Annotated in this window: 17 protein-coding genes; 16 read left to right on the top strand and 1 reads right to left on the bottom strand. The window is 68.9% G+C overall.

Annotation, left to right across the window (positions count from 1 at the left end):
- The first annotated feature begins 142 nt into the window (after window positions 1-142).
- The 10 genes from arc (at window position 143) to ABD808_RS06585 (ending at window position 10,871) form a co-directional block, all read left to right on the top strand.
- The gene (arc, locus tag ABD808_RS06630) at window positions 143-1,906 is read left to right on the top strand and encodes a proteasome ATPase (protein WP_344891400.1); all 1,764 of its coding nucleotides are present in this window, start codon (window positions 143-145) and stop codon (window positions 1,904-1,906) included.
- Window positions 1,907-2,035: 129 nt separating this feature from the next.
- Window positions 2,036-3,553, top strand: coding sequence for a depupylase/deamidase Dop (gene dop / locus ABD808_RS06625; protein ID WP_344891397.1), 1,518 nt, complete (start codon window positions 2,036-2,038; stop codon window positions 3,551-3,553).
- A gap of 269 nt (window positions 3,554-3,822) precedes the next feature.
- Window positions 3,823-4,032, top strand: coding sequence for a ubiquitin-like protein Pup (locus ABD808_RS06620; protein ID WP_067886731.1), 210 nt, complete (start codon window positions 3,823-3,825; stop codon window positions 4,030-4,032).
- A gap of 84 nt (window positions 4,033-4,116) precedes the next feature.
- The gene (locus tag ABD808_RS06615; RefSeq protein ID WP_344891389.1) at window positions 4,117-5,256 is read left to right on the top strand and encodes an endonuclease VII domain-containing protein; all 1,140 of its coding nucleotides are present in this window, start codon (window positions 4,117-4,119) and stop codon (window positions 5,254-5,256) included.
- 149 nt (window positions 5,257-5,405) lie between these two features.
- Entirely contained in the window at window positions 5,406-6,251 is an 846-nt protein-coding gene (gene prcB, locus ABD808_RS06610) for a proteasome subunit beta (RefSeq protein ID WP_344891387.1), read from the top strand.
- 21 nt (window positions 6,252-6,272) lie between these two features.
- Complete coding sequence (gene prcA, locus ABD808_RS06605; RefSeq protein WP_344891384.1) at window positions 6,273-7,046, top strand: proteasome subunit alpha; 774 nt, start codon at window positions 6,273-6,275, stop codon at window positions 7,044-7,046.
- Between the two features lie 187 nt (window positions 7,047-7,233).
- Entirely contained in the window at window positions 7,234-8,592 is a 1,359-nt protein-coding gene (pafA, locus tag ABD808_RS06600; protein WP_344891382.1) for a Pup--protein ligase, read from the top strand.
- A gap of 98 nt (window positions 8,593-8,690) precedes the next feature.
- Window positions 8,691-9,626 carry an FKBP-type peptidyl-prolyl cis-trans isomerase gene (locus ABD808_RS06595; RefSeq protein WP_344891379.1) on the top strand — a complete coding sequence of 312 codons (936 nt, stop codon included), beginning with the start codon at window positions 8,691-8,693 and terminating at the stop codon, window positions 9,624-9,626.
- 69 nt (window positions 9,627-9,695) lie between these two features.
- Window positions 9,696-10,352, top strand: coding sequence for a helix-turn-helix transcriptional regulator (locus tag ABD808_RS06590; protein WP_344891376.1), 657 nt, complete (start codon window positions 9,696-9,698; stop codon window positions 10,350-10,352).
- Window positions 10,353-10,385: 33 nt separating this feature from the next.
- A complete protein-coding gene (locus ABD808_RS06585; RefSeq protein WP_344892863.1) occupies window positions 10,386-10,871 on the top strand; it encodes a DUF3291 domain-containing protein in 486 nt (161 codons plus the stop codon).
- Between the two features lie 3 nt (window positions 10,872-10,874).
- Here the strand turns inward: ABD808_RS06585 and ABD808_RS06580 are convergent, their stop codons facing one another.
- Window positions 10,875-11,957, bottom strand: coding sequence for a DUF3866 family protein (locus ABD808_RS06580; protein ID WP_344891373.1), 1,083 nt, complete (start codon window positions 11,955-11,957; stop codon window positions 10,875-10,877).
- Between the two features lie 96 nt (window positions 11,958-12,053).
- Here ABD808_RS06580 and ABD808_RS06575 point away from each other — a divergent pair, with 96 nt between their 5' ends.
- From ABD808_RS06575 to ABD808_RS06550, 6 genes are all read left to right on the top strand, one after another.
- Window positions 12,054-13,130 (top strand): helix-turn-helix transcriptional regulator, encoded by a 1,077-nt coding sequence (locus tag ABD808_RS06575; RefSeq protein WP_344891370.1) that lies wholly within the window; start codon window positions 12,054-12,056, stop codon window positions 13,128-13,130.
- Entirely contained in the window at window positions 13,127-14,119 is a 993-nt protein-coding gene (locus ABD808_RS06570) for a helix-turn-helix transcriptional regulator (protein ID WP_344891367.1), read from the top strand. Before ABD808_RS06575 ends, ABD808_RS06570 begins: the two co-directional genes overlap by 4 nt.
- A gap of 49 nt (window positions 14,120-14,168) precedes the next feature.
- On the top strand, window positions 14,169-14,381 hold the full coding sequence (locus tag ABD808_RS06565; RefSeq protein ID WP_344892860.1) for a hypothetical protein: 213 nt from the start codon (window positions 14,169-14,171) through the stop codon (window positions 14,379-14,381).
- 43 nt (window positions 14,382-14,424) lie between these two features.
- Window positions 14,425-14,787: a Sec-independent protein translocase subunit TatA gene (tatA, locus tag ABD808_RS06560; RefSeq protein ID WP_344891364.1), complete on the top strand. Its 363-nt coding sequence runs from the start codon at window positions 14,425-14,427 to the stop codon at window positions 14,785-14,787.
- Between the two features lie 98 nt (window positions 14,788-14,885).
- A complete protein-coding gene (gene tatC, locus ABD808_RS06555; RefSeq protein WP_344891361.1) occupies window positions 14,886-15,698 on the top strand; it encodes a twin-arginine translocase subunit TatC in 813 nt (270 codons plus the stop codon).
- Window positions 15,699-15,757: 59 nt separating this feature from the next.
- The gene (locus tag ABD808_RS06550) at window positions 15,758-18,526 is read left to right on the top strand and encodes a DEAD/DEAH box helicase (RefSeq protein ID WP_344891358.1); all 2,769 of its coding nucleotides are present in this window, start codon (window positions 15,758-15,760) and stop codon (window positions 18,524-18,526) included.
- The last annotated feature ends 118 nt before the right edge of the window (window positions 18,527-18,644 follow it).

Below are 18,644 nucleotides of genomic sequence, written 5' to 3'. Positions count from 1 at the left end.
CCACACCGCCCCCACAGCACCCCTCCCAACCCCCGCGGAAGCCCCCCGCACGACACGAACACCGAATGGGCAGGTTACGGAAGCCCTCCAGATAGGTAGGGTCTCAGTAGGTCGTCGGCTCTTCGTGAGGAGGTGACGGGGCGTGGCCGCTCGTGATGATGCTGGGGCGCGAAAGGCGCAGCACGAAAAAGAGGTCAGAGACCTCCAAACGCAGATCTCCTTCCTGGAGGAGGAGATCTCCGTGCTGCGCCGCAAGCTCGCGGAATCCCCGCGCCAAGTACGTGTTCTGGAAGAACGCCTCCATGAGGCACAGGCCAACCTGGCCGCCGTAACCGGGCAGAATGAGCGACTCGTAGCGACCCTCAAAGAGGCTCGCGAACAGATCGTGGCGCTCAAGGAGGAGGTCGACAGGCTCGCACAACCACCATCCGGGTTCGGCGTCTTCCTCGAGGCCCGCGACGATGGAACGATCGACATCTTCACCGGGGGACGCAAACTCCGCGTCAACGTCAGCCCCGCCGTCGACGTCGACGAACTCCAACGCGGCCAGGAGGTCATGCTCAACGAGGCCCTCAACGTCGTCGAAGCACTCAAGTTCGAAGAGCAGGGCGAAGTCGTCATGCTCAAAGAACTCTTCGACGACGGCGAACGCGCCCTCGTTATAGCGCACGCCGACGAGGAACGCGTCGTCAAACTCGCCGAACCACTCCGCGGAGTACCGCTCCGCGCCGGCGACTCCCTGATGCTCGAACCTCGCTCCGGATACGCCTACGAGAAGATCCACAAGGCGGAGGTCGAAGAACTCGTCCTCGAAGAGGTCCCCGACATCTCCTACGACGAGATCGGCGGGCTCGGCTCACAGATCGAAATGATCCGCGACGCCGTCGAACTGCCCTACCTGCACGCCGACCTCTTCCGCGAACACCAACTCAGGCCACCCAAGGGCGTCCTCCTCTACGGACCCCCCGGATGCGGCAAGACGCTCATCGCCAAGGCCGTCGCCAACTCCCTCGCCAAACAGGTCGCGGAGAAGACCGGCCAAGAAGGCAAGAGCTTCTTCCTCAACATCAAGGGCCCCGAACTCCTCAACAAATACGTCGGCGAAACCGAACGCCACATCCGCCTCGTCTTCCAGCGCGCCCGCGAAAAGGCCTCCGCCGGAACCCCCGTCATCGTCTTCTTCGACGAGATGGACTCCATCTTCCGCACCCGCGGCTCCGGAGTCTCCTCCGACGTCGAGAACACCATCGTCCCCCAACTCCTCAGCGAGATCGACGGCGTCGAAGGCCTCGAGAACGTCATCGTCATCGGCGCCTCCAACCGCGAGGACATGATCGACCCCGCGATCCTGCGGCCCGGCCGCCTCGACGTCAAAATCAAGATCGAACGCCCCGACGCCGAAGCCGCCAAGGACATCTTCTCCAAGTACATCCTCACCGGACTTCCCCTCCACCCGGACGACCTCAAGGAACACGGCAGCTCCGAAGAGGCCACCGTCGAGGCCATGATCCAGCGCACCGTCGAACGCATGTACACCGAAACCGAGGAGAACCGCTTCCTCGAAGTCACCTACGCCAACGGTGACAAGGAAGTCCTCTACTTCAAGGACTTCAACTCCGGTGCCATGATCCAGAACATCGTCGACCGCGCCAAGAAGATGGCCATCAAACAGTTCCTCGACACCGGGCAGAAAGGCCTGCGTGTCGCCCACCTCCTCGCCGCCTGCGTCGACGAGTTCAGCGAGAACGAAGACCTCCCCAACACCACCAACCCCGACGACTGGGCCCGCATCTCCGGCAAGAAGGGGGAACGGATCGTCTACATCCGCACCCTCGTCTCCGGAACCAAGGGCGCCGAAGCCGGACGATCCATCGACACCGTCGCCAACACCGGCCAATATCTCTGATTCGGCCCACGTCGCGACACGCGCGGCGGCCTCCACCCGCGAGGCCGCCGCGCAGCCATGCCCCGCCGCGCCACCCCCGAACACCCGGCCCCGTGGCTCCACCCCGCCCGCCCCGATAGGCTCGACGATATGAGTGTTCGGCGGGTGATGGGCATCGAGACCGAGTACGGCATCTCCGTACCCGGGCAGCCAGGGGCCAACGCGATGGTGACCTCCTCCCAGGTCGTCAACGCCTACCTCGCGGCATCGGCCGCGCGGGCCCGCAGAGCCCGCTGGGACTTCGAAGAGGAGAACCCCCTCCGCGACGCCCGCGGCTTCGACCTCGCCCGCGAGGTCGCCGACCCCACCCAGCTCACCGACGAGGATCTCGGCCTCGCCAACGTCATCCTCACCAACGGCGCCCGGCTCTACGTCGACCACGCCCACCCCGAATACTCCGCACCCGAATGCACCAACCCCCGCGACGCCGTCACCTGGGACAAGGCCGGAGAACGCGTCATGGCCGACGCCGCCCAGCGCGCCGCCATGGTCCCCGGCACCCACCCCATCCAGCTCTACAAGAACAACACCGACAACAAGGGCGCCTCCTACGGCTGCCATGAGAACTACCTCATGCGCCGCGAGACCCCCTTCGCCGACATCGTCCGCCACCTCACGCCCTTCTTCGTCTCCCGCCAGGTCGTCACCGGCGCCGGACGGGTCGGCATCGGCGTCGACGGTCGCGGCGACGGCTTCCAGATCAGCCAGCGCGCCGACTTCTTCGAAGTCGAGGTCGGCCTGGAGACCACCCTCAAACGCCCCATCATCAACACCCGCGACGAACCCCACGCCGACCCCGAGAAGTACCGGCGCCTCCACGTCATCATCGGCGACGCCAACATGGCCGAGCTGTCCACCTACCTCAAGCTCGGCACGACCTCCCTCGTCCTCGCCATGATCGAGGACGGGTTCCTCACCGTCGACCTGTCCGTCGACATGCCCGTCGCCGCGCTCAGGGCCGTGTCGCACGACCCGTCCTGCAAACACCTCCTCACCCTCCGCGACGGCCGCAAGATGACCGCCGTGCAACTCCAGATGGAGTACCTCGAACAGTCCCGCAAGTACGTCGAGGACCGCTTCGGCGCCGACGTCGACGAGATGACCAAGGACGTCCTGGACCGCTGGGAGTCCGTCCTGCACCGCCTCGGCGACGACCCCATGCAGCTGTCCCGCGAACTCGACTGGGTCGCCAAACTCGCCCTCCTGGAGGGCTACCGCAGCCGCGACGGCCTCGACTGGTCCCACCCGCGCCTGCAACTCGTCGACCTCCAGTACACCGACATCCGGCCGGACAAGGGCCTGTACAACCGGCTCGTCCACCGCGACCGCGTCGACCGCCTCGTCACCGAGGCCGAGGTCCAGGCCGCCGTCGAGGACCCGCCCGAGGACACCCGCGCCTACTTCCGCGGCCGCTGCCTGCGCCAGTACGCCGACTCCGTCGCCGCCGCCTCCTGGGACTCCGTCATCTTCGACGTCCCGGGCCGCGAGTCCCTCCAGCGCGTCCCCACCCTGGAGCCCCTGCGCGGCACCAGGCAGCACGTGGGCGCCCTCCTGGACCGCTGCCGCACCGCGGTCGACCTGGTCGCCACCCTGACCGGCCAGAGCTGACCCACCGCCCCCCAAGGCCACACAAGGCTCAGCCGCTCGCACCTATTAGATAGCCACACTATCGAGCGTTCGCTAGCGCCCTGACCAGCGCAAACGCTAGAGGTCTCGGTATCGTGACTGGTATGCCCGTTTCAGCGGCAGGCGCGCGGGCGATAACCCGAGCATGCCCCCGACCCCCGGGACGGAAGCGGCGAAACGGACGCTCAAGATCCGCTTGCCGTCGAAGATCGGAGATAGGGTCGAGAGCACCGGCAGAGCGGAGGTACGGAATGGCCACGAAGGACACCGGCGGTCAGAAGCAGACCACGCGGCGCACGGAAGAGGTCGAGGAGACCGAGGCCACGACCACCGAGGACGTGCAGGAGCGCCAGGAGAAGCTCACCGACGACGTGGACTCAATTCTGGACGAAATAGACGAAGTACTAGAAGAGAACGCAGAAGACTTCGTAAGAGCCTATGTCCAAAAAGGGGGAGAGTGACCATATATGTCCGATTCGCTCACCCTCCAGATAAGGTGACATTCCAGGACGTAGGTAGCGCATTCTAAAAGCGGCTCGAAAAGCATGGGCGAGATGGATAAAGTCTCGCTCATGCTTTCGAAGAGATGCCGCGATTGCGGTGAGATCAAGCCTGCGACGGCTTTCTGGAGGCTCAAGTCCTCCAAGGATGGCCTGGCCTACTACTGCAAGGCATGTTTCGGGTTGCGAAACAGTCGTTCATACCGGTCGAAACAGAAAAGCCTCGGCAAAGATACGCGAGAGTATCGCCGCTACTCGGACGTTCCAAAAGGCATGAAGTACTGCGCACGGTGCAAAGAGACGAAATCGATCAACGAGTTCGGGCGAAACCGTGCGGAAAGCTCAGGCCTCACCAGCTACTGCCGTCCGTGCCACTCGGCGGCCATGGCAGAGATCAGACGGCGCAATCACGGAAGTGAACGCAACTTCTTCCTCAAGCGCCGCTACGGCCTGACCGAGGGGCGGGTCGACCAGATGATCGCCGAGCAGGGCGGTGTGTGCGTCATCTGCCTCCGAGCCGAGCCGAAGCACGTCGATCACGATCACCTGACCGGCCTCGTGCGCCGCATCCTGTGTTTCAAGTGCAACGGGGGCCTCGGCCAGTTCGAGGACAACCCGGAGCGGCTGCGCCTCGCGGCGGAGTACTTGGAACTCGAAGGCTCCCAGGCGAGGCGCTTGATGCTCGAACGGGGCGCCCCTGTTTTCGTGGGGCGAACCCACTTGACTGAGAGCGAGTGGCGGGCGAGGCCGAGGCAGACCTCGCCGCGCGAGCAACATCGCCTGGGCCGCTACGGGATCGATGACGAAGGCGTCGAGTGGCTGCGCAAGACGCAGGTCGGGCTATGCGCGGTCTGCTTCGACCTCCCCGCCGAGCAGATCGATCACGACCACAAGACGGGCGCGGTGCGCGGTATCGCTTGCCTAGGCTGCAATGCGGGCATGGGGCAGCTTCTGGACGATCCCATCGCGCTCCGCCGTGCGGCGGACTACCTCATGGGCGCCCTGGTGAAGACCGTCCCGACACCGGACGGCGGGACCCGGCTCTCCTTCACGGTCCCGGACGTCGACCCGGCGAAGGTGGCCCCTGGCGGCTGGACAGCCCGCTGGGAGGCCGACGGTCGGCACCGTAAGGCGAACCCGGAGCTCGGCAAGCCCCTGTGGATCACATACGGGACGGGGCGTTGACGGGAAGATCCGACCTGGGGTTCGCCGTGGGCGGACTGGGTGGGGATCATGGGGCATGCGCGGGGGCGACCTTGAACAGTAGGGTCGTAGTGGTCCGTGCCGGTGGGGCCCGAGAGGGAGCCGGTGTCATGGTGGAGGAAGGGAGTCGCGTGGCGTCGCACGATTCGCATGCCGGGCGTCTGCCGGGGTTGTTCGCGAGCCCGGACACGTCGTCGTTCACGGAGTTCCTGGGGGGCTATTCGCCGGAGTTGCTGCCCGGTAGGCGGACGCCTCCGGCCTCGCGGGTGGGGGACGACATCCCGCACGGGACGACGATCGTCGCGGTGGTCTTCCCCGGTGGGGTGGTGATGGCGGGGGACCGGCGGGCGACGGCGGGGAACATGATCGCGCAGCGGGACATCGAGAAGGTGTTCCGCGCGGACGAGTTCTCGGCGATCGCGATCGCTGGGACGGCGGGCATCGGGATCGAGATGGTGCGGTTGTTCCAGGTGGAGCTGGAGCATTACGAGAAGCGTGAGGGTCGGACGCTGTCGGTGGAGGGTAAGGCGAACCGGCTGGCGACGATGGTGCGGCAGAACCTGGGCATGGCGATGCAGGGGCTGGCGGTGGTGCCGTTGTTCGCGGGGTATGACGAGGAGCGTGACGGGGGTCGGATCTTCTCGTACGACCCGGCGGGTGGCCGGTACGAGGAGCGTGACTTCTACTCGGTGGGTTCGGGGTCGGTGTTCGCGCGGGGCGCGTTGAAGAAGCTGTACCGTCCGGATCTGTCGGTGGAGGACGCGGGCCTGGTGTGCGTGCAGGCGTTGTACGACGCGGCCGATGATGATTCGGCGACGGGTGGGCCGGATCTGACGCGCCAGATCTTCCCGGTGGTGGCGTCGGTGACGTCGGACGGGTACCGCCGGTTGGGGGAGGACGAGGTGGGCGCGTTGGCGCGGACCGTCGTCGATGGTCGTTACGAGTCGCCGGGCGGTCCGTCCGCCCCGCTGCGTTAGAAGGGATCCAGACCGGTGTCGATGCCGTTCTACGTGTCGCCTGAACAGCAGATGAAGGACAAGGCGGACTATGCGCGCAAGGGGATCGCGCGTGGCCGCAGCGTGGTCGTGCTGCAGTACGACGACGGCATCCTGTTCGTGGCGGACAATCCGTCACGAGCGCTGCACAAGATCAGTGAGATCTATGATCGGATCGCGTTCGCGGCGGTGGGGAAGTACAACGAGTTCGAGAACCTGCGGCTGGGTGGTGTCCGTTATGCGGATATCAACGGGTATCAGTACGACCGTCGGGATGTGACGGCGCGGGGTCTGGCGAACGTGTACGCGCAGTCGCTGGGGACGATCTTCACGGAGACGAACAAGCCGTACGAGGTGGAGCTGGTCGTCGCGGAGGTGGGCGATGACGCGGAGACGGATCAGATCTACCGGTTGACGTTCGACGGTTCGGTGGCGGACGAGCACGGTTATGTGGCGATGGGGGGCCAGGCGGAGGCGGTGGCGCAGTCGTTGAAGGACGGCTACCGGGAGGGTTCGTCGTTGGCGGCGGCGTTGCGGACGGCGGTGCGCGCGTTGGAGGCGCAGGATTCGGAGCGGCGTCTGGAGGCGACGTCGTTGGAGGTCGCGGTGTTGGACCGGAATCGGGAGCATCGTCTGTTCAAGCGGTTGGCGGCGGCGCGGATCGGTGATCTGTTGTCGGCGGCGGACGGCGGCGCGTCGGGTTCGGGTGACGCGGCCGACGCGGCCGACGGTCCGGCTTCGGCCGCGAACGGGGAGTCTGAGGGGGCTGAGGACTGAGTTCGGAGGGCGGGACGCTTCGCCGGGGTTGGTGGGGCGTCCTGCCTGGTCCGGGCCCGTCGCCGGGGGTGGTGGTCTGCGCCCCTGTGGTGGCGGGCCTGTCGCGTGTGGTGCGGGTTTGGTGTTCGGGGGAATCGGTCGGCTGGAGAGACTGCCAAGTCGGGGCTGGGCCGCATAGGGTCGTGGTGTGGACAGGCGCATCTTCGGGCTTGAGAACGAGTACGGCGTCACTTGCACCTTCCGGGGGCAGCGGCGGTTGTCACCGGACGAGGTGGCGCGCTATCTGTTCCGGAGGGTGGTGTCGTGGGGGCGTAGCAGCAACGTGTTCCTGCGTAATGGGGCGCGACTGTACCTGGACGTGGGGAGTCATCCGGAGTACGCGACGCCGGAGTGCGACTCCGTCGTTGATCTGGTGACGCATGACAAGGCGGGCGAGCGGATCCTGGAGGGTCTGCTGGTCGATGCCGAGCGGCGGTTGCGTGAGGAGGGCATCGCCGGCGACATCTACCTGTTCAAGAACAACACGGATTCGGCGGGGAACTCGTACGGCTGTCACGAGAATTATCTGGTGGGGCGGCACGGGGAGTTCGGGCGTCTGGCGGATGTGCTGATCCCGTATCTGGTGACGCGGCAGATCATCTGTGGTGCGGGGAAGGTGCTGCAGACGCCGCGTGGCGCGGTGTACTGCGTGTCGCAGCGGGCGGAGCACATCTGGGAGGGCGTGTCGTCGGCGACGACGCGGTCGCGTCCGATCATCAACACGCGGGATGAGCCGCATGCGGACGCGGAGCGGTTCCGGCGTCTGCATGTGATCGTCGGTGACTCGAACATGAGTGAGACGACGATGTTGTTGAAGGTGGGTGCGACGGACCTCGTCCTGCGGATGGTGGAGGCGGGGGTGGTGATGCGCGACCTGACGTTGGAGAACCCGATTCGGGCGATTCGCGAGGTCAGCCATGACATGACGGGGCGGCGGAAGGTGCGGTTGGCGAACGGCCGGGAGGCCAGTTCGTTGGAGATCCAGAAGGAGTATTTCGGTAAGGCGCGTGATTTCGTGGACGCGCGGGGTGGGGACGCGACGGCGAAGCGTGTGTTGGAGTTGTGGGAGCGGACGTTGCGTGCGGTGGAGACGGGTGAGTTGGATCTGGTGTCGCGTGAGATCGACTGGGTGATGAAGTACAAGCTGATCGAGCGGTATCGGCGGAAGTACGATCTGCCGTTGTCGTCGCCGCGGGTGGCGCAGCTGGATCTGACGTATCACGATGTGCATCGTGATCGGGGGTTGTACTACCTGTTGGAGAAGCGGGGCGCGGTGGATCGGGTGTCGCGTGATCTGGACATCTTCGAGGCGAAGTCGGTGCCGCCGCAGACGACGCGGGCGCGGTTGCGTGGGGAGTTCATCCGGAAGGCGCAGGAGAAGCGGCGCGATTTCACGGTCGACTGGGTGCATCTGAAGTTGAACGATCAGGCGCAGCGGACGGTGCTGTGCAAGGATCCGTTCCGGTCGGTGGATGAGCGGGTGGACAAGCTCATCGCGGGGATGTGACGGGCATTTCGGGCGTTTGTTCGCCGGGTGGTATCGGCCGGTCACGGGGGCGGTAGGGTGAGCGCGCTGAGCGCTCATCGCCGTTGAAGGACCTGTGTATGCGTCGTCGTGTCCGGTGGTCGTCGGTGCTCGTCGTGGCGGTGGTGGCGGTGTCGTCGGCCGCGTGTTCGGGCGGCGGCGGTGGTGTCGACGTGTCGGTGCGGGGCGAGTTCGGGACGTTGCCGGACGTGAGTTTCCCGGACGGTGCTCCGGCGGATTCTTTCGCGGCGCGCACATTGGTGGCGGGGAATGGGGCGGCGGCGCGTAAGGGTGATCTGGTGGTCGCGGATTATGTGGGTTACCGCTGGAATGGCGATGGCCGGACACTGTTGGCGAGCAGCTATGCGGCGGGTCGTCCGGGGGCGTTTCCGACGGGTCGGCTGGTTCCGGGTTTGACGCGGGCGTTGGTGGGGGCGCGTCCGGGGTCGCGGGTGGTGGCGCGGATTCCTCCGGAGGACGGTTTCGGCGCGGGTGGTGACCCGAAGCATCGCGTGGGCGCGGACGACACGTTGGTGTACGTCCTGGACGTGCGGGCGGTGTATTCGAGCACGGCGGGCCCGCATGGCGCCGCGCAGGCGCCGCTGTCGGAGCCGGGGTTGCCGTCCGTGCGGGACGCGGGCTCGGGCCGCGCGCCGGTCGTGAAGGTGCCGCGCACGGCACCGCCGAAGAGCCTGCGGGTGCGGACGCTGGTGCGCGGCGATGGCGCGGAGGTCCGTGAGGGGCAGCTGCTGGCGTTGCACTACGCGGGGCTCTTGTGGCGTGACGGCAAGGTGTTCGACTCGTCGTGGGCGGCGGGTCAGCCGTCGGCCGTGATGATCGGAACGGGTCAGGTCGTGCGGGGCTGGGACCGGGGCCTGGTGGGCCAGCGCGTGGGGAGCAGAGTCCTGCTGGTCGTGCCCCCGTCCCTGGGATACGGCTCAAAGGGCCTGGCGCGGTTCGGGATCAAGGGAGACGACACGCTGGTGTTCGTCGTGGACCTCCTGGGCGCCCACTGAGAAGGCCCACCACCACAACACATCCCCACCTGCTCTAACCAGGGTCGTCGTTGTTCTTAGAATGATGAGATGGAGGACATCGAGGCGATCGCGCTGTTGCAGGACCCGGTGCGGCGGCGGCTGTACGAGTTCGTGGCGGGGCGGGGCCGTGAGGTGGGGCGCAACGAGGCGGCGGAGGCGGCCGGGGTGACGCGGACGCTCGCGGCGTTCCATCTGGACAAGCTGGTGGGGGCGGGGCTCCTGGAGGTCGGCAGCAGGCGGTTGACGGGCAGGTCCGGCCCGGGCGCGGGACGTCCGGCGAAGGTGTACCGGGTGTCGGCGGTGGAGCGGGAGGTGTCGGTCCCGGCGCGGGACTACCGGACGGCCGCGGGCGTGCTGGCGGAGGCGGCGGAGATGGCGGGTCTCGACATGGGCGTCCAGGACGCGGCGCGCCGCAAGGGCAGAATGTTGCGCGCCGCCACCGGACCATGCGGCGGCCTGGACGACCTGGCGAGAGTCCTGTCAGACCGTGGCTACGACCCGGTACGCGACGAGAATGCCGACGTGATCCGGATGCGCAACTGCCCGTTCAACGGGGTGGCGGAGCTGTTCCCGCCCCTGGTCTGCGGAATGAACCTGGCTCTCCTGGAGGGCCTGGTGGAGGGCTCCGAGGTCCGCGTCCGCATGGATCCGCGCCCCGGCTGGTGCTGCGTGGCGGCCGAACCTTCTAAAAGTAATGATCATTGACATAGAAGTGTTCATCATGGTGAAGTGACCCTCATGACCGATCACGCCGACACCCGGTACCACCTGGCCCAGTTCAACGTCGCGACGCTGCACGCCCCCCTGGACGACCCGCGCACGGCCGACTTCGTCGCGCTGCTCGACCCCGTGAACGCCCTGGCCGACGCGGCGCCCGGTTTCGTGTGGCGGCTGGTGGAGGAGGGCATGCCGGACGCGACCGGCATCCGCCCGGCGGGCCAGGACGTGATCATCAACTTCTCGGTGTGGGAGTCGACCGAGGCGCTGTGGGACTTCGCCTACCGCAGCCCGCACCTGGAGCCGTTGCGCCGCCGCCGCGAATGGTTCAAACGGCACGTCGACGCGCATTCGGTCATGTGGTGGATCCCCGCGGGCCACGTCCCGACGGTGGACGAGGCCATGGAGCGCCTGGCCCTGATCCGCGAGCACGGCCCCACCCCGCGGGGCTTCACGTTCAGTTCCGCCTACGCGGCCGAGGAGGCCATGCAGGCGTCGACGAGCTGACCCTCAGCCGAGCAGGGACGCGGTGTGACGTCCAGCGACGGCGGCGGTGAGGAAGTAGGCGAGGTCCTCGTCGAGACGGCGCCCCATCGTGGAGAACCGGACGCCCCACTCCTTCTCCGCCGCATCAAGAACATCACGCAAACCACCCACGGGAACAGGCACAAGACGGTGCCGCTCACCAAGAGAGGAAGCGGCCGCCGCGACCCGGGCCCCGAACTCCCCGCCCAGCTCGGGCACGGCAATGTCGGCGGCGGCCAGCGCGACCCGCCCGTACGCGGTGAGGGAATGGTGGGAGACACCGATATGACGCTCCCGCTTGTCGCCCTCGCTGACGCGCAGTGACCCGACGGGCCGTCCGCCCAGGACGGACGCGGCGTTCACGGCCTCGCCCGCCGTGACGCCGGAGAACCCCCACCGGGTGCCGGTCCCGAGGTTCCCCGGCCCCTGGGCGAGGACGGCGACGTCGGCGCCGAGGACGAGCCTGGCCGCGAGCAGCCCGGTGTGGACGGTGACGGTCTCCAGGTCCCCGCCGAACGCCTGCCCGACGGTGACGGTCGCGGCGAGGGCACCGGCGTCCTTCAACCGCGCGATGGACATCGAGAACCACGACGGCAACGCGCCCCCGTCCGGCATCACATAGACGACCCGCGCCGACGGACGTTCGGCCAGCAACGCGGCGAGGATCGGCGGCAACGCCGAGTGCAGGTCGGCGACGACGACGGGCATGCCGTCGACGGTGTCGGCGTCCCGGAGCAGCTCGTGGTGGGGGGAGTCCTGCTCGTCGGCGCCGAGGACGGTGGCCTGGAGCGGCGTGTACCGGGCTTTGACGAGATGGCCGGGTCCGGACGGGTCGGGCGGGAGCCGGTCGGGGATCGCGACGACCATGGCGTAGCCGCCGGTGCCGAGGCCCATCGCCAAGGCCGTAGTGTTGAGCAGGACGGTATCGCCCGTTTCGGGCCGTCCCACCAGGGCGGGATAGGCCAGGGCGCGGCAGGTGCCGTCGCCCCCGATCGAGACGGTCAGTTCGACCGCCCCGGGCCATTCGCGGCGGATGCCCTCGACTGTGCCTTTGCGCCATCGGATCACACCGGGAAACGGTAGCGTTCCCCGGGGCGGGTGTGGTGCGGATCGGGCGCGCCCGGGGTCGGTCCGGGGGCCGACGGAGCGAGAGGTGATGGCGAAGTGTCGCGGCGCAAGACCGAGCGGTTGCTCAATCTGGTGGTCTGCCTGCTCGCCACCCGGCGTTATCTGACGGCCGAGCAGATCCGGCGGGCGGTGCCGGGCTACCCGGAGTCCGACGAGGCGTTCAAGCGGATGTTCGAGCGGGACAAGGAGGAACTGCGCGAGCTCGGTGTCCCGTTGGAGGTCGGCAGCGACCAGCAGGGCGGCGGCGGCGAGGAGATCGGGTACCGCATCCCGCCGCAGGCCTACGAGCTGCCCGACATCCATCTGACGCCGGACGAGGCGGCGGTGCTCGGCATCGCGGCGCGGGTGTGGCAGCGGGCGAGCATGGCGGACGCGGCGTCGGGCGCGTTGCTGAAGCTGCGCGCGGCCGGGGTCGAGACGGACGTGACGGCGGCGGTCGGCATCGAACCGCGCGTCAACACGCAGGACCCGGCGTTCCCTGCGTTGTGGGAGGCGGTGCGCGACGGGCGTCCCGTCGCGTTCGACTACCAGGGCGTCGGGCGGACGTCGGTGTCGCGGCGGCATCTGGAGCCGTGGGGCGTGGTGTCGCGGCGGGGCCGCTGGTACGCGGTGGGGTTCGACCGTGACCGCGACGAGCAGCGGGTGTTCCGGTTGAGCCGGATCACCGGGGACGTCGCGGCGGACGGCCCGGCCGGGTCGGTGACCGTCCCGGACGGGGTGGACGTGCGGCGCATCGCGTTCGACTGGGGCGACCCGGTGAACGAGCCGCGCCCGGCGACGGTGCGGCTGCGGCGGGGCGCGGCGCAGGGCCCGCGCCGGTGGGCGCGCGACGTCCGGCCCGTCGGCGAGGACGCGGGCGACGGCGCGTGGGAGCAAGGGACGTGGGACGAGGCGGTCCTGACGTTCCGTGACGTGGACAGGTTCGCGCCGTACCTGGCGCGGTTCGCCGACGACGTGGTGGTGCTCGACCCGCCCGACCTGCGGGACGCGGTGATCCAGCACCTGAAGGCGGTACTGGCGTGCGGCGGCCACCCGGTGGAACCGGTGGAGCCGGTCGGACCAACGGAGCCAGCGGGAGCGGCGGAGACCGACGGGGGAGTGAACGGCCGATGACCGTGCGGACCACGGCGACGACGTCGACCGACAGGCTGGGACGGCTGCTGGCGCTCGTCCCGTACGTGGTGAGCCGCGACTCGGTGGCGCTGGACGAGGCCGCCGCCGCGTTCGGGGTGTCGGAGAAACAGCTGATCGACGACCTGAACCTGCTGTGGTGCGTGGAGCTGCGCGCCCCCGACCCGTACTGCCCGATCGACCTGTCCTACGAGGGCGGCGAGATCACGGTGGCGGAGGCGGAGTCGATCGCGCGGCCGCTGCGGCTCAAGGTGGACGAGGCGTCCGCGCTGCTGGTCGCGCTGCGGATGCTCGCGGGCATCCCCGGCCTGGACGACCGGGACGCGCTCAGCCGGGTGATCGCGAAGCTGGAGAGCGCGGCGGGCGCGGCGGCCGCGGTGTCCAGCCAGGTCGCGGTGGAGGTCGACGTGCGGGGCGGCTCGGCCGACCCGGAGCGGGCGACGCTGGCGCTGCTGCGGGACGCGATCGGCCGCGCCCGCCGCGTGCACCTCGCCTATTACGTCCCGGCGCGCGACGAGAACACCGAACGGGACGTCGACCCGATGCGGCTGCTGGTCGTGGACGGCAACACCTACCTGGAGGGCTGGTGCCGCCGCGCGGAGGCGGTGCGCTTGTTCAAACTGGACCGGATCACCGACCTGGCGGTACTGGACGTCGCCGCGCTGGTGCCGGACGACGCGGAGCCGATCGACGTGGACGCGGGCCTGTTCCGCCCGTCCCCCCGCGACGAGGCGGTCACGCTGGAATTGACGCCGCGGGGCCGGTGGGTCGCCGACTACCACCCGTGCGAGTCGGTGGAGGAACTCGGGGAGGGACGGCTGCGGGTCGTGCTGCGGACCCCGGACGCCCGATGGGTGCGTGGCCTGGCGTTGCGGCTCGGTGACCAGGGCCGGGTCGTGGCGCCCGAACGGCTCGCGGCGGGCATCCGCGCCGACGCCGCGCGGGCGCTGGCCCGGTACGGCCTCGCCTGACATCGGCCACCGTGACGCTGACATCGGCTACCGTGACGGCGTGGCATGGATGGCGGTGTCGGTCGCGGCGGGCTCGGTCGGCCTGGCCGTGATCGCGGTCTGCGCGTTCCGCCTGTGGCTGGCGGTGCGGCGCTTCGGCCGTGAACTCCAGCGCACGAGGCGGCGACTGGTGCCGAAACAGTTGGCTCTGCGTGACGAACTCGGCCGGGCCGAGCACGGGCGGAGGTCACAACCGTCCGGAGACGGCGTACCATCGGCATGAAGACCTCGCGTCCTTCGCGGACCCCTGCTGAAGAGGATTTGTGATGGCTGGACTTGGCTCGACCGAGATTCTGATCATCCTGGCGGTCGTGTTGCTGCTGTTCGGATCGACGAAACTGCCGACGTTGGCGCGGTCGTTGGGCAAGTCGGCGCGCATCCTGAAGGCGGAGACGAAGGGTCTGCGCGACGAGGACGACGACCAGCGGGCCACAGCCGAGGAGCCCGCCGGGAACGCGGACAAGGGCGCCGACGCGCGGGACCGTGCCGCCCGGCTGCGTGAGGAGGCGAGCCGGCTGGAACACGAGGCCGACGGCGCCACGGCGCAGCGGCCCCGGGGGGCGCTGGGTTCGGGTGAGCCGATCCAGGGCGTCCCGGTCGACCCGAGTCAGGCCCGCAAGAGCGGCTGACCGGCGTCGCGCCGATTCCGTCCACCACCCCCGAGCCCTGAATGTCCACGATGAAGATGAGCAGGCGAGACGCCGGCCCCGACGGCCGCATGCCCCTCATGGAGCATCTCCGTGAGCTGCGGAACCGGTTGATCAAGGCGATCCTGTCGCTGGTGCTCGGCGGGATCGTCGGGTGGATCTTCTTCGACCCGGTCTGGGACTTCCTCAAACAACCGTACGAGCAGGTCCCGCCCGACAACTGCATCGGCGGCAAGTGCGACCTGGTCGTGCACGGGATCTTCGACGGGTTCTTCATCCATCTGAAGGTCGCGTTGATCGTCGGCGCGGTGCTGTCGTCGCCGATCTGGCTGTACCAGATCTGGGCGTTCGTCGCGCCCGGCCTGTACCAGCGGGAACGCCGCTGGACGTACACGTTCATGGCCGCCGCGGTGCCGCTGTTCGGCCTCGGCGCCGCCCTCGCCTACGTCACGATGGACAAGGGCCTGAAGATCTTCATCGGGCTCGCGCCGGGCGACACCGACGTCCTCGTCGGCGTCCAGGACTATCTGTCCTACGCGCAGGCGATGCTGTTCATCTTCGGTCTGACGTTCGAGCTGCCGCTGTTCGTGGTCATGCTGAACTTCGTCGGCGTCCTCACCCAGGAGCGGATCCGCAAGTCGCGGCGGCTGCTGATCTTCGGCGTGTTCGTGTTCGCGGCGGTCGCCACCCCCAGCCAGGACCCGTTCACCATGCTGGCGCTGGCGCTGCCCACGATCGTGCTGTTCGAGGTCGCCGAGGTGATCGCGTACTTCCACGACCGCCGCAAGGCCCGCGAGGCCGACCCGTACGAGGAGCTCGCCGACGACGAGGCGTCCCCGCTCGACCTGGACGCGATCGACGCCGAACTCGAAAAGGGCGACCGCACCGTCTGACCGGGTCGGATCGGCCCAGGATTGGGAATCGGGCCGGTCGAAACCGTAGGCTCGAATACATGACCTCCCCCGACACGGCGTCGGCCGACGAGACACCCGCCCAGCGGTACGCCGCCTATCGCAGGCGCACCGCGGGGAGCGGCCCGGCCCTGCTGGACTTCCGCACCCTGTACGACTTCGACCTGGACCCGTTCCAGATCGAGGCGTGCCAGGCGTTGGAGGACGGCAGCGGCGTCCTGGTCGCCGCGCCCACCGGGTCCGGGAAGACGGTGGTGGGGGAGTTCGCCGCCCACCTCGCCCTCACCGGCGGCGGCAAATGCTTCTACACCACGCCGATCAAGGCGCTGTCGAACCAGAAGTACGCCGACCTCGTCCGCCGCTACGGCCCCGAGAAGGTCGGGCTGCTCACCGGCGACAACAGCGTCAACGGGGAGGCGCCCGTCGTCGTGATGACGACGGAGGTGCTGCGGAACATGCTGTACGCCGGGTCCCACACCCTCGCGGGCCTGGCGTTCGTCGTGATGGACGAGGTGCACTACCTCGCCGACCGGTTCCGCGGCGCCGTCTGGGAAGAGGTCATCATCCACGTCCCGGACTCGGTGCGGATCGTCGCGCTGTCCGCGACGGTCAGCAACGCCGAGGAGTTCGGCGAATGGCTCCACGCGGTGCGCGGCGACACGGCCGTGATCGTGGACGAGCACCGTCCCGTCCCGCTGTTCCAGCACATGATGGTCGGGACCCGCATGTACGACCTGTTCGTCGACACCGGCAAGGGTAAGGACCGGCAGGCCCGCCTCAACCCGCAGCTCACCCGGATGGCGGTGGACGAGGTCCGCCGCGCCAAGGTCAACCAGGGCCGCCGCACCGGGCGGCGCCGCGCGCCACGCCCGCAGCGGTACCGGCCCCCCGTCCGGCCCGACGTCATCGAACGGCTGGACCGGGCCGGGCTGCTCCCGGCGATCACGTTCATCTTCAGCCGTGCCGGGTGCGACGCCGCCGTCCTGCAATGCCTGAACGCCGGGATCCGGTTGACGTCGAAGGAGGAGGCGGAGGAGATCCGCGCGCACGCCGAGCTGCGCACCGCCGACATCGCCGACGAGGACCTGCGGATCCTCGGGTACGGCGACTTCCTCGCCGCCCTGGAACGCGGCGTCGCCGCCCACCACGCGGGGATGCTGCCGACGTTCAAGGAGATCGTCGAGGAGCTGTTCACCCGCGGGATGATCAAGGCGGTGTTCGCGACGGAGACGCTGGCGCTCGGGATCAACATGCCCGCCCGCACCGTCGTGATCGAGAAGCTCGACAAGTGGAACGGTGAGGCGCACGTCGACCTGACGCCCGGCGAGTACACGCAGCTCACCGGCCGCGCCGGGCGGCGCGGCATCGACGTGGAGGGCCACGCCGTCGTGGTGTGGGGGCCGAACGTGGAGCCCGCGTCCGTCGCGGGGCTCGCCGGGGCCCGCACCTACCCGCTGAACTCCAGCTTCCGCCCGTCGTACAACATGGCGGTGAACCTCGTCGGCGCCGTCGGCAACGAACGGGCCCGGACGCTGCTGGAGGAGTCGTTCGCGCAGTTCCAGGCCGACCGGGCCGTCGTCGGGCTGGCCCGGCAGGTCCACAAGAACGAGGAGGCCCTCGCCGGGTACGCCAAGGCCGCCGAATGCCACCTCGGCGACTTCATGGAGTACGCCGGGATGCGGCGTCGTCTGTCCGACCGCGAGGCGCAGGTGTCGCGGGAACGGGCCGGGGTGCGCCGCGCCGAGGCCGCCCGCTCCCTGGAGCACCTGCGGCCCGGGGACGTGATCATCGTCCCGTCGGGGCGCCGTTCCGGGCTCGCCGTCGTTCTTGACCCGGGCGTCGGCCGCCGCTCCGACGGGCCCGCGCCGCTGGTCCTGACGGTGAACCGGTCGGTGCAGCGGCTGTCCATCCAGGACTTCCCGCGCGCCGTCGAACCCGTCGAACGGATCCGCATCCCCAAGTCGTTCAGCCCCCGCAACCCGCAGGACCGCCGCGACCTGGCGTCCACGCTGCGGACCAAGGTCCCCGACGACGTCCGCGACCGCGGGCGGGCCCGCGCCGACACCGCCGACACCACCGACGCGGAGATCGCCGAGCTGCGCGCCGAGCTGCGCCGCCACCCCGTGCACGGCTGCGACAAACGGGAGGAGCACGCCCGCTGGGCCGAGCGGTACCACCGCCTCGACCGGGAGACCGAGCAGCTGCGCCGCCGCGTCGAGGGCCGCTCCCAGGTCATCGCCCGCACCTTCGACAAGGTGTGCGGCGTCCTGCAACAGCTCGGCTACCTGGACGGTGACTCCGTCACCGAGGAGGGCCGTCGCCTCGGGCAGATCTACAACGAGCTGGACCTGCTCACCGCCGAGAGCCTGCGCGCCGGTCTGTGGGACAAACTCGACCACGCCGAGCTCGCCGCGTGCGTGTCCGCGCTGGTCTACGAGTCGCGGCAGCCCGACGACGCCGCCCCGCCCCGCACCCCCACCGGGGCCGCGCAGGACGCCCTCGCCTCGATGGTGCGGCTGTGGGGCGAGCTGGACGCAGTCGAACGCGACAACCACGTGTCGTTCCTCCGCGAACCCGACCTGGGGTTCGCGTGGACGGCGCACCGGTGGGCGAGGGGCGACGACCTCGACGAGGTCCTCCTCGAAAGCGACCTGACGGCGGGCGACTTCGTCCGCGCCGTCAAGCAGCTCCTCGACCTGCTCGGCCAGGTCGCCGACGCCGCCCCGCGCAACAGCCACCTCCGCAAGACGGCCCGCCGCGCCATGGACTCCATGCGCCGCGGCGTCGTCGCGTACTCGTCGGTGGCGTAGCCCTCTGTCACCTTCGAATATCGCAATGTCGGAAAAAGGTGTCCTACCTCGGTGCTTGATGCCACAATCGGGACGCCCCACCATCGGTGAGGGCCGTGGGGAGCATGGTGCACGGGGG

The sequence above is a fragment of the Actinomadura meridiana genome, assembly GCF_039537545.1.
Taxonomy (GTDB): domain Bacteria; phylum Actinomycetota; class Actinomycetes; order Streptosporangiales; family Streptosporangiaceae; genus Spirillospora; species Spirillospora meridiana.
This window is presented reverse-complemented; position numbering and strand designations above follow the sequence as displayed.

What these genes read in the sequence shown, in the direction of transcription:
- tatA (WP_344891364.1), top strand. Translation starts at nt 14,425, where the DNA reads ATGGCTGGACTTGGCTCGACCGAGATTCTGATCATCCTGGCGGTCGTG.
- ABD808_RS06590 (WP_344891376.1), top strand. Translation starts at nt 9,696, where the DNA reads ATGGAGGACATCGAGGCGATCGCGCTGTTGCAGGACCCGGTGCGGCGG.
- ABD808_RS06570 (WP_344891367.1), top strand. Translation starts at nt 13,127, where the DNA reads ATGACCGTGCGGACCACGGCGACGACGTCGACCGACAGGCTGGGACGG.
- ABD808_RS06620 (WP_067886731.1), top strand. Translation starts at nt 3,823, where the DNA reads ATGGCCACGAAGGACACCGGCGGTCAGAAGCAGACCACGCGGCGCACG.
- ABD808_RS06550 (WP_344891358.1), top strand. Translation starts at nt 15,758, where the DNA reads ATGACCTCCCCCGACACGGCGTCGGCCGACGAGACACCCGCCCAGCGG.
- ABD808_RS06615 (WP_344891389.1), top strand. Translation starts at nt 4,117, where the DNA reads ATGGGCGAGATGGATAAAGTCTCGCTCATGCTTTCGAAGAGATGCCGC.
- ABD808_RS06565 (WP_344892860.1), top strand. Translation starts at nt 14,169, where the DNA reads ATGGCGGTGTCGGTCGCGGCGGGCTCGGTCGGCCTGGCCGTGATCGCG.
- tatC (WP_344891361.1), top strand. Translation starts at nt 14,886, where the DNA reads ATGGAGCATCTCCGTGAGCTGCGGAACCGGTTGATCAAGGCGATCCTG.
- prcA (WP_344891384.1), top strand. Translation starts at nt 6,273, where the DNA reads ATGCCGTTCTACGTGTCGCCTGAACAGCAGATGAAGGACAAGGCGGAC.
- ABD808_RS06585 (WP_344892863.1), top strand. Translation starts at nt 10,386, where the DNA reads ATGACCGATCACGCCGACACCCGGTACCACCTGGCCCAGTTCAACGTC.
- dop (WP_344891397.1), top strand. Translation starts at nt 2,036, where the DNA reads ATGAGTGTTCGGCGGGTGATGGGCATCGAGACCGAGTACGGCATCTCC.
- ABD808_RS06595 (WP_344891379.1), top strand. Translation starts at nt 8,691, where the DNA reads ATGCGTCGTCGTGTCCGGTGGTCGTCGGTGCTCGTCGTGGCGGTGGTG.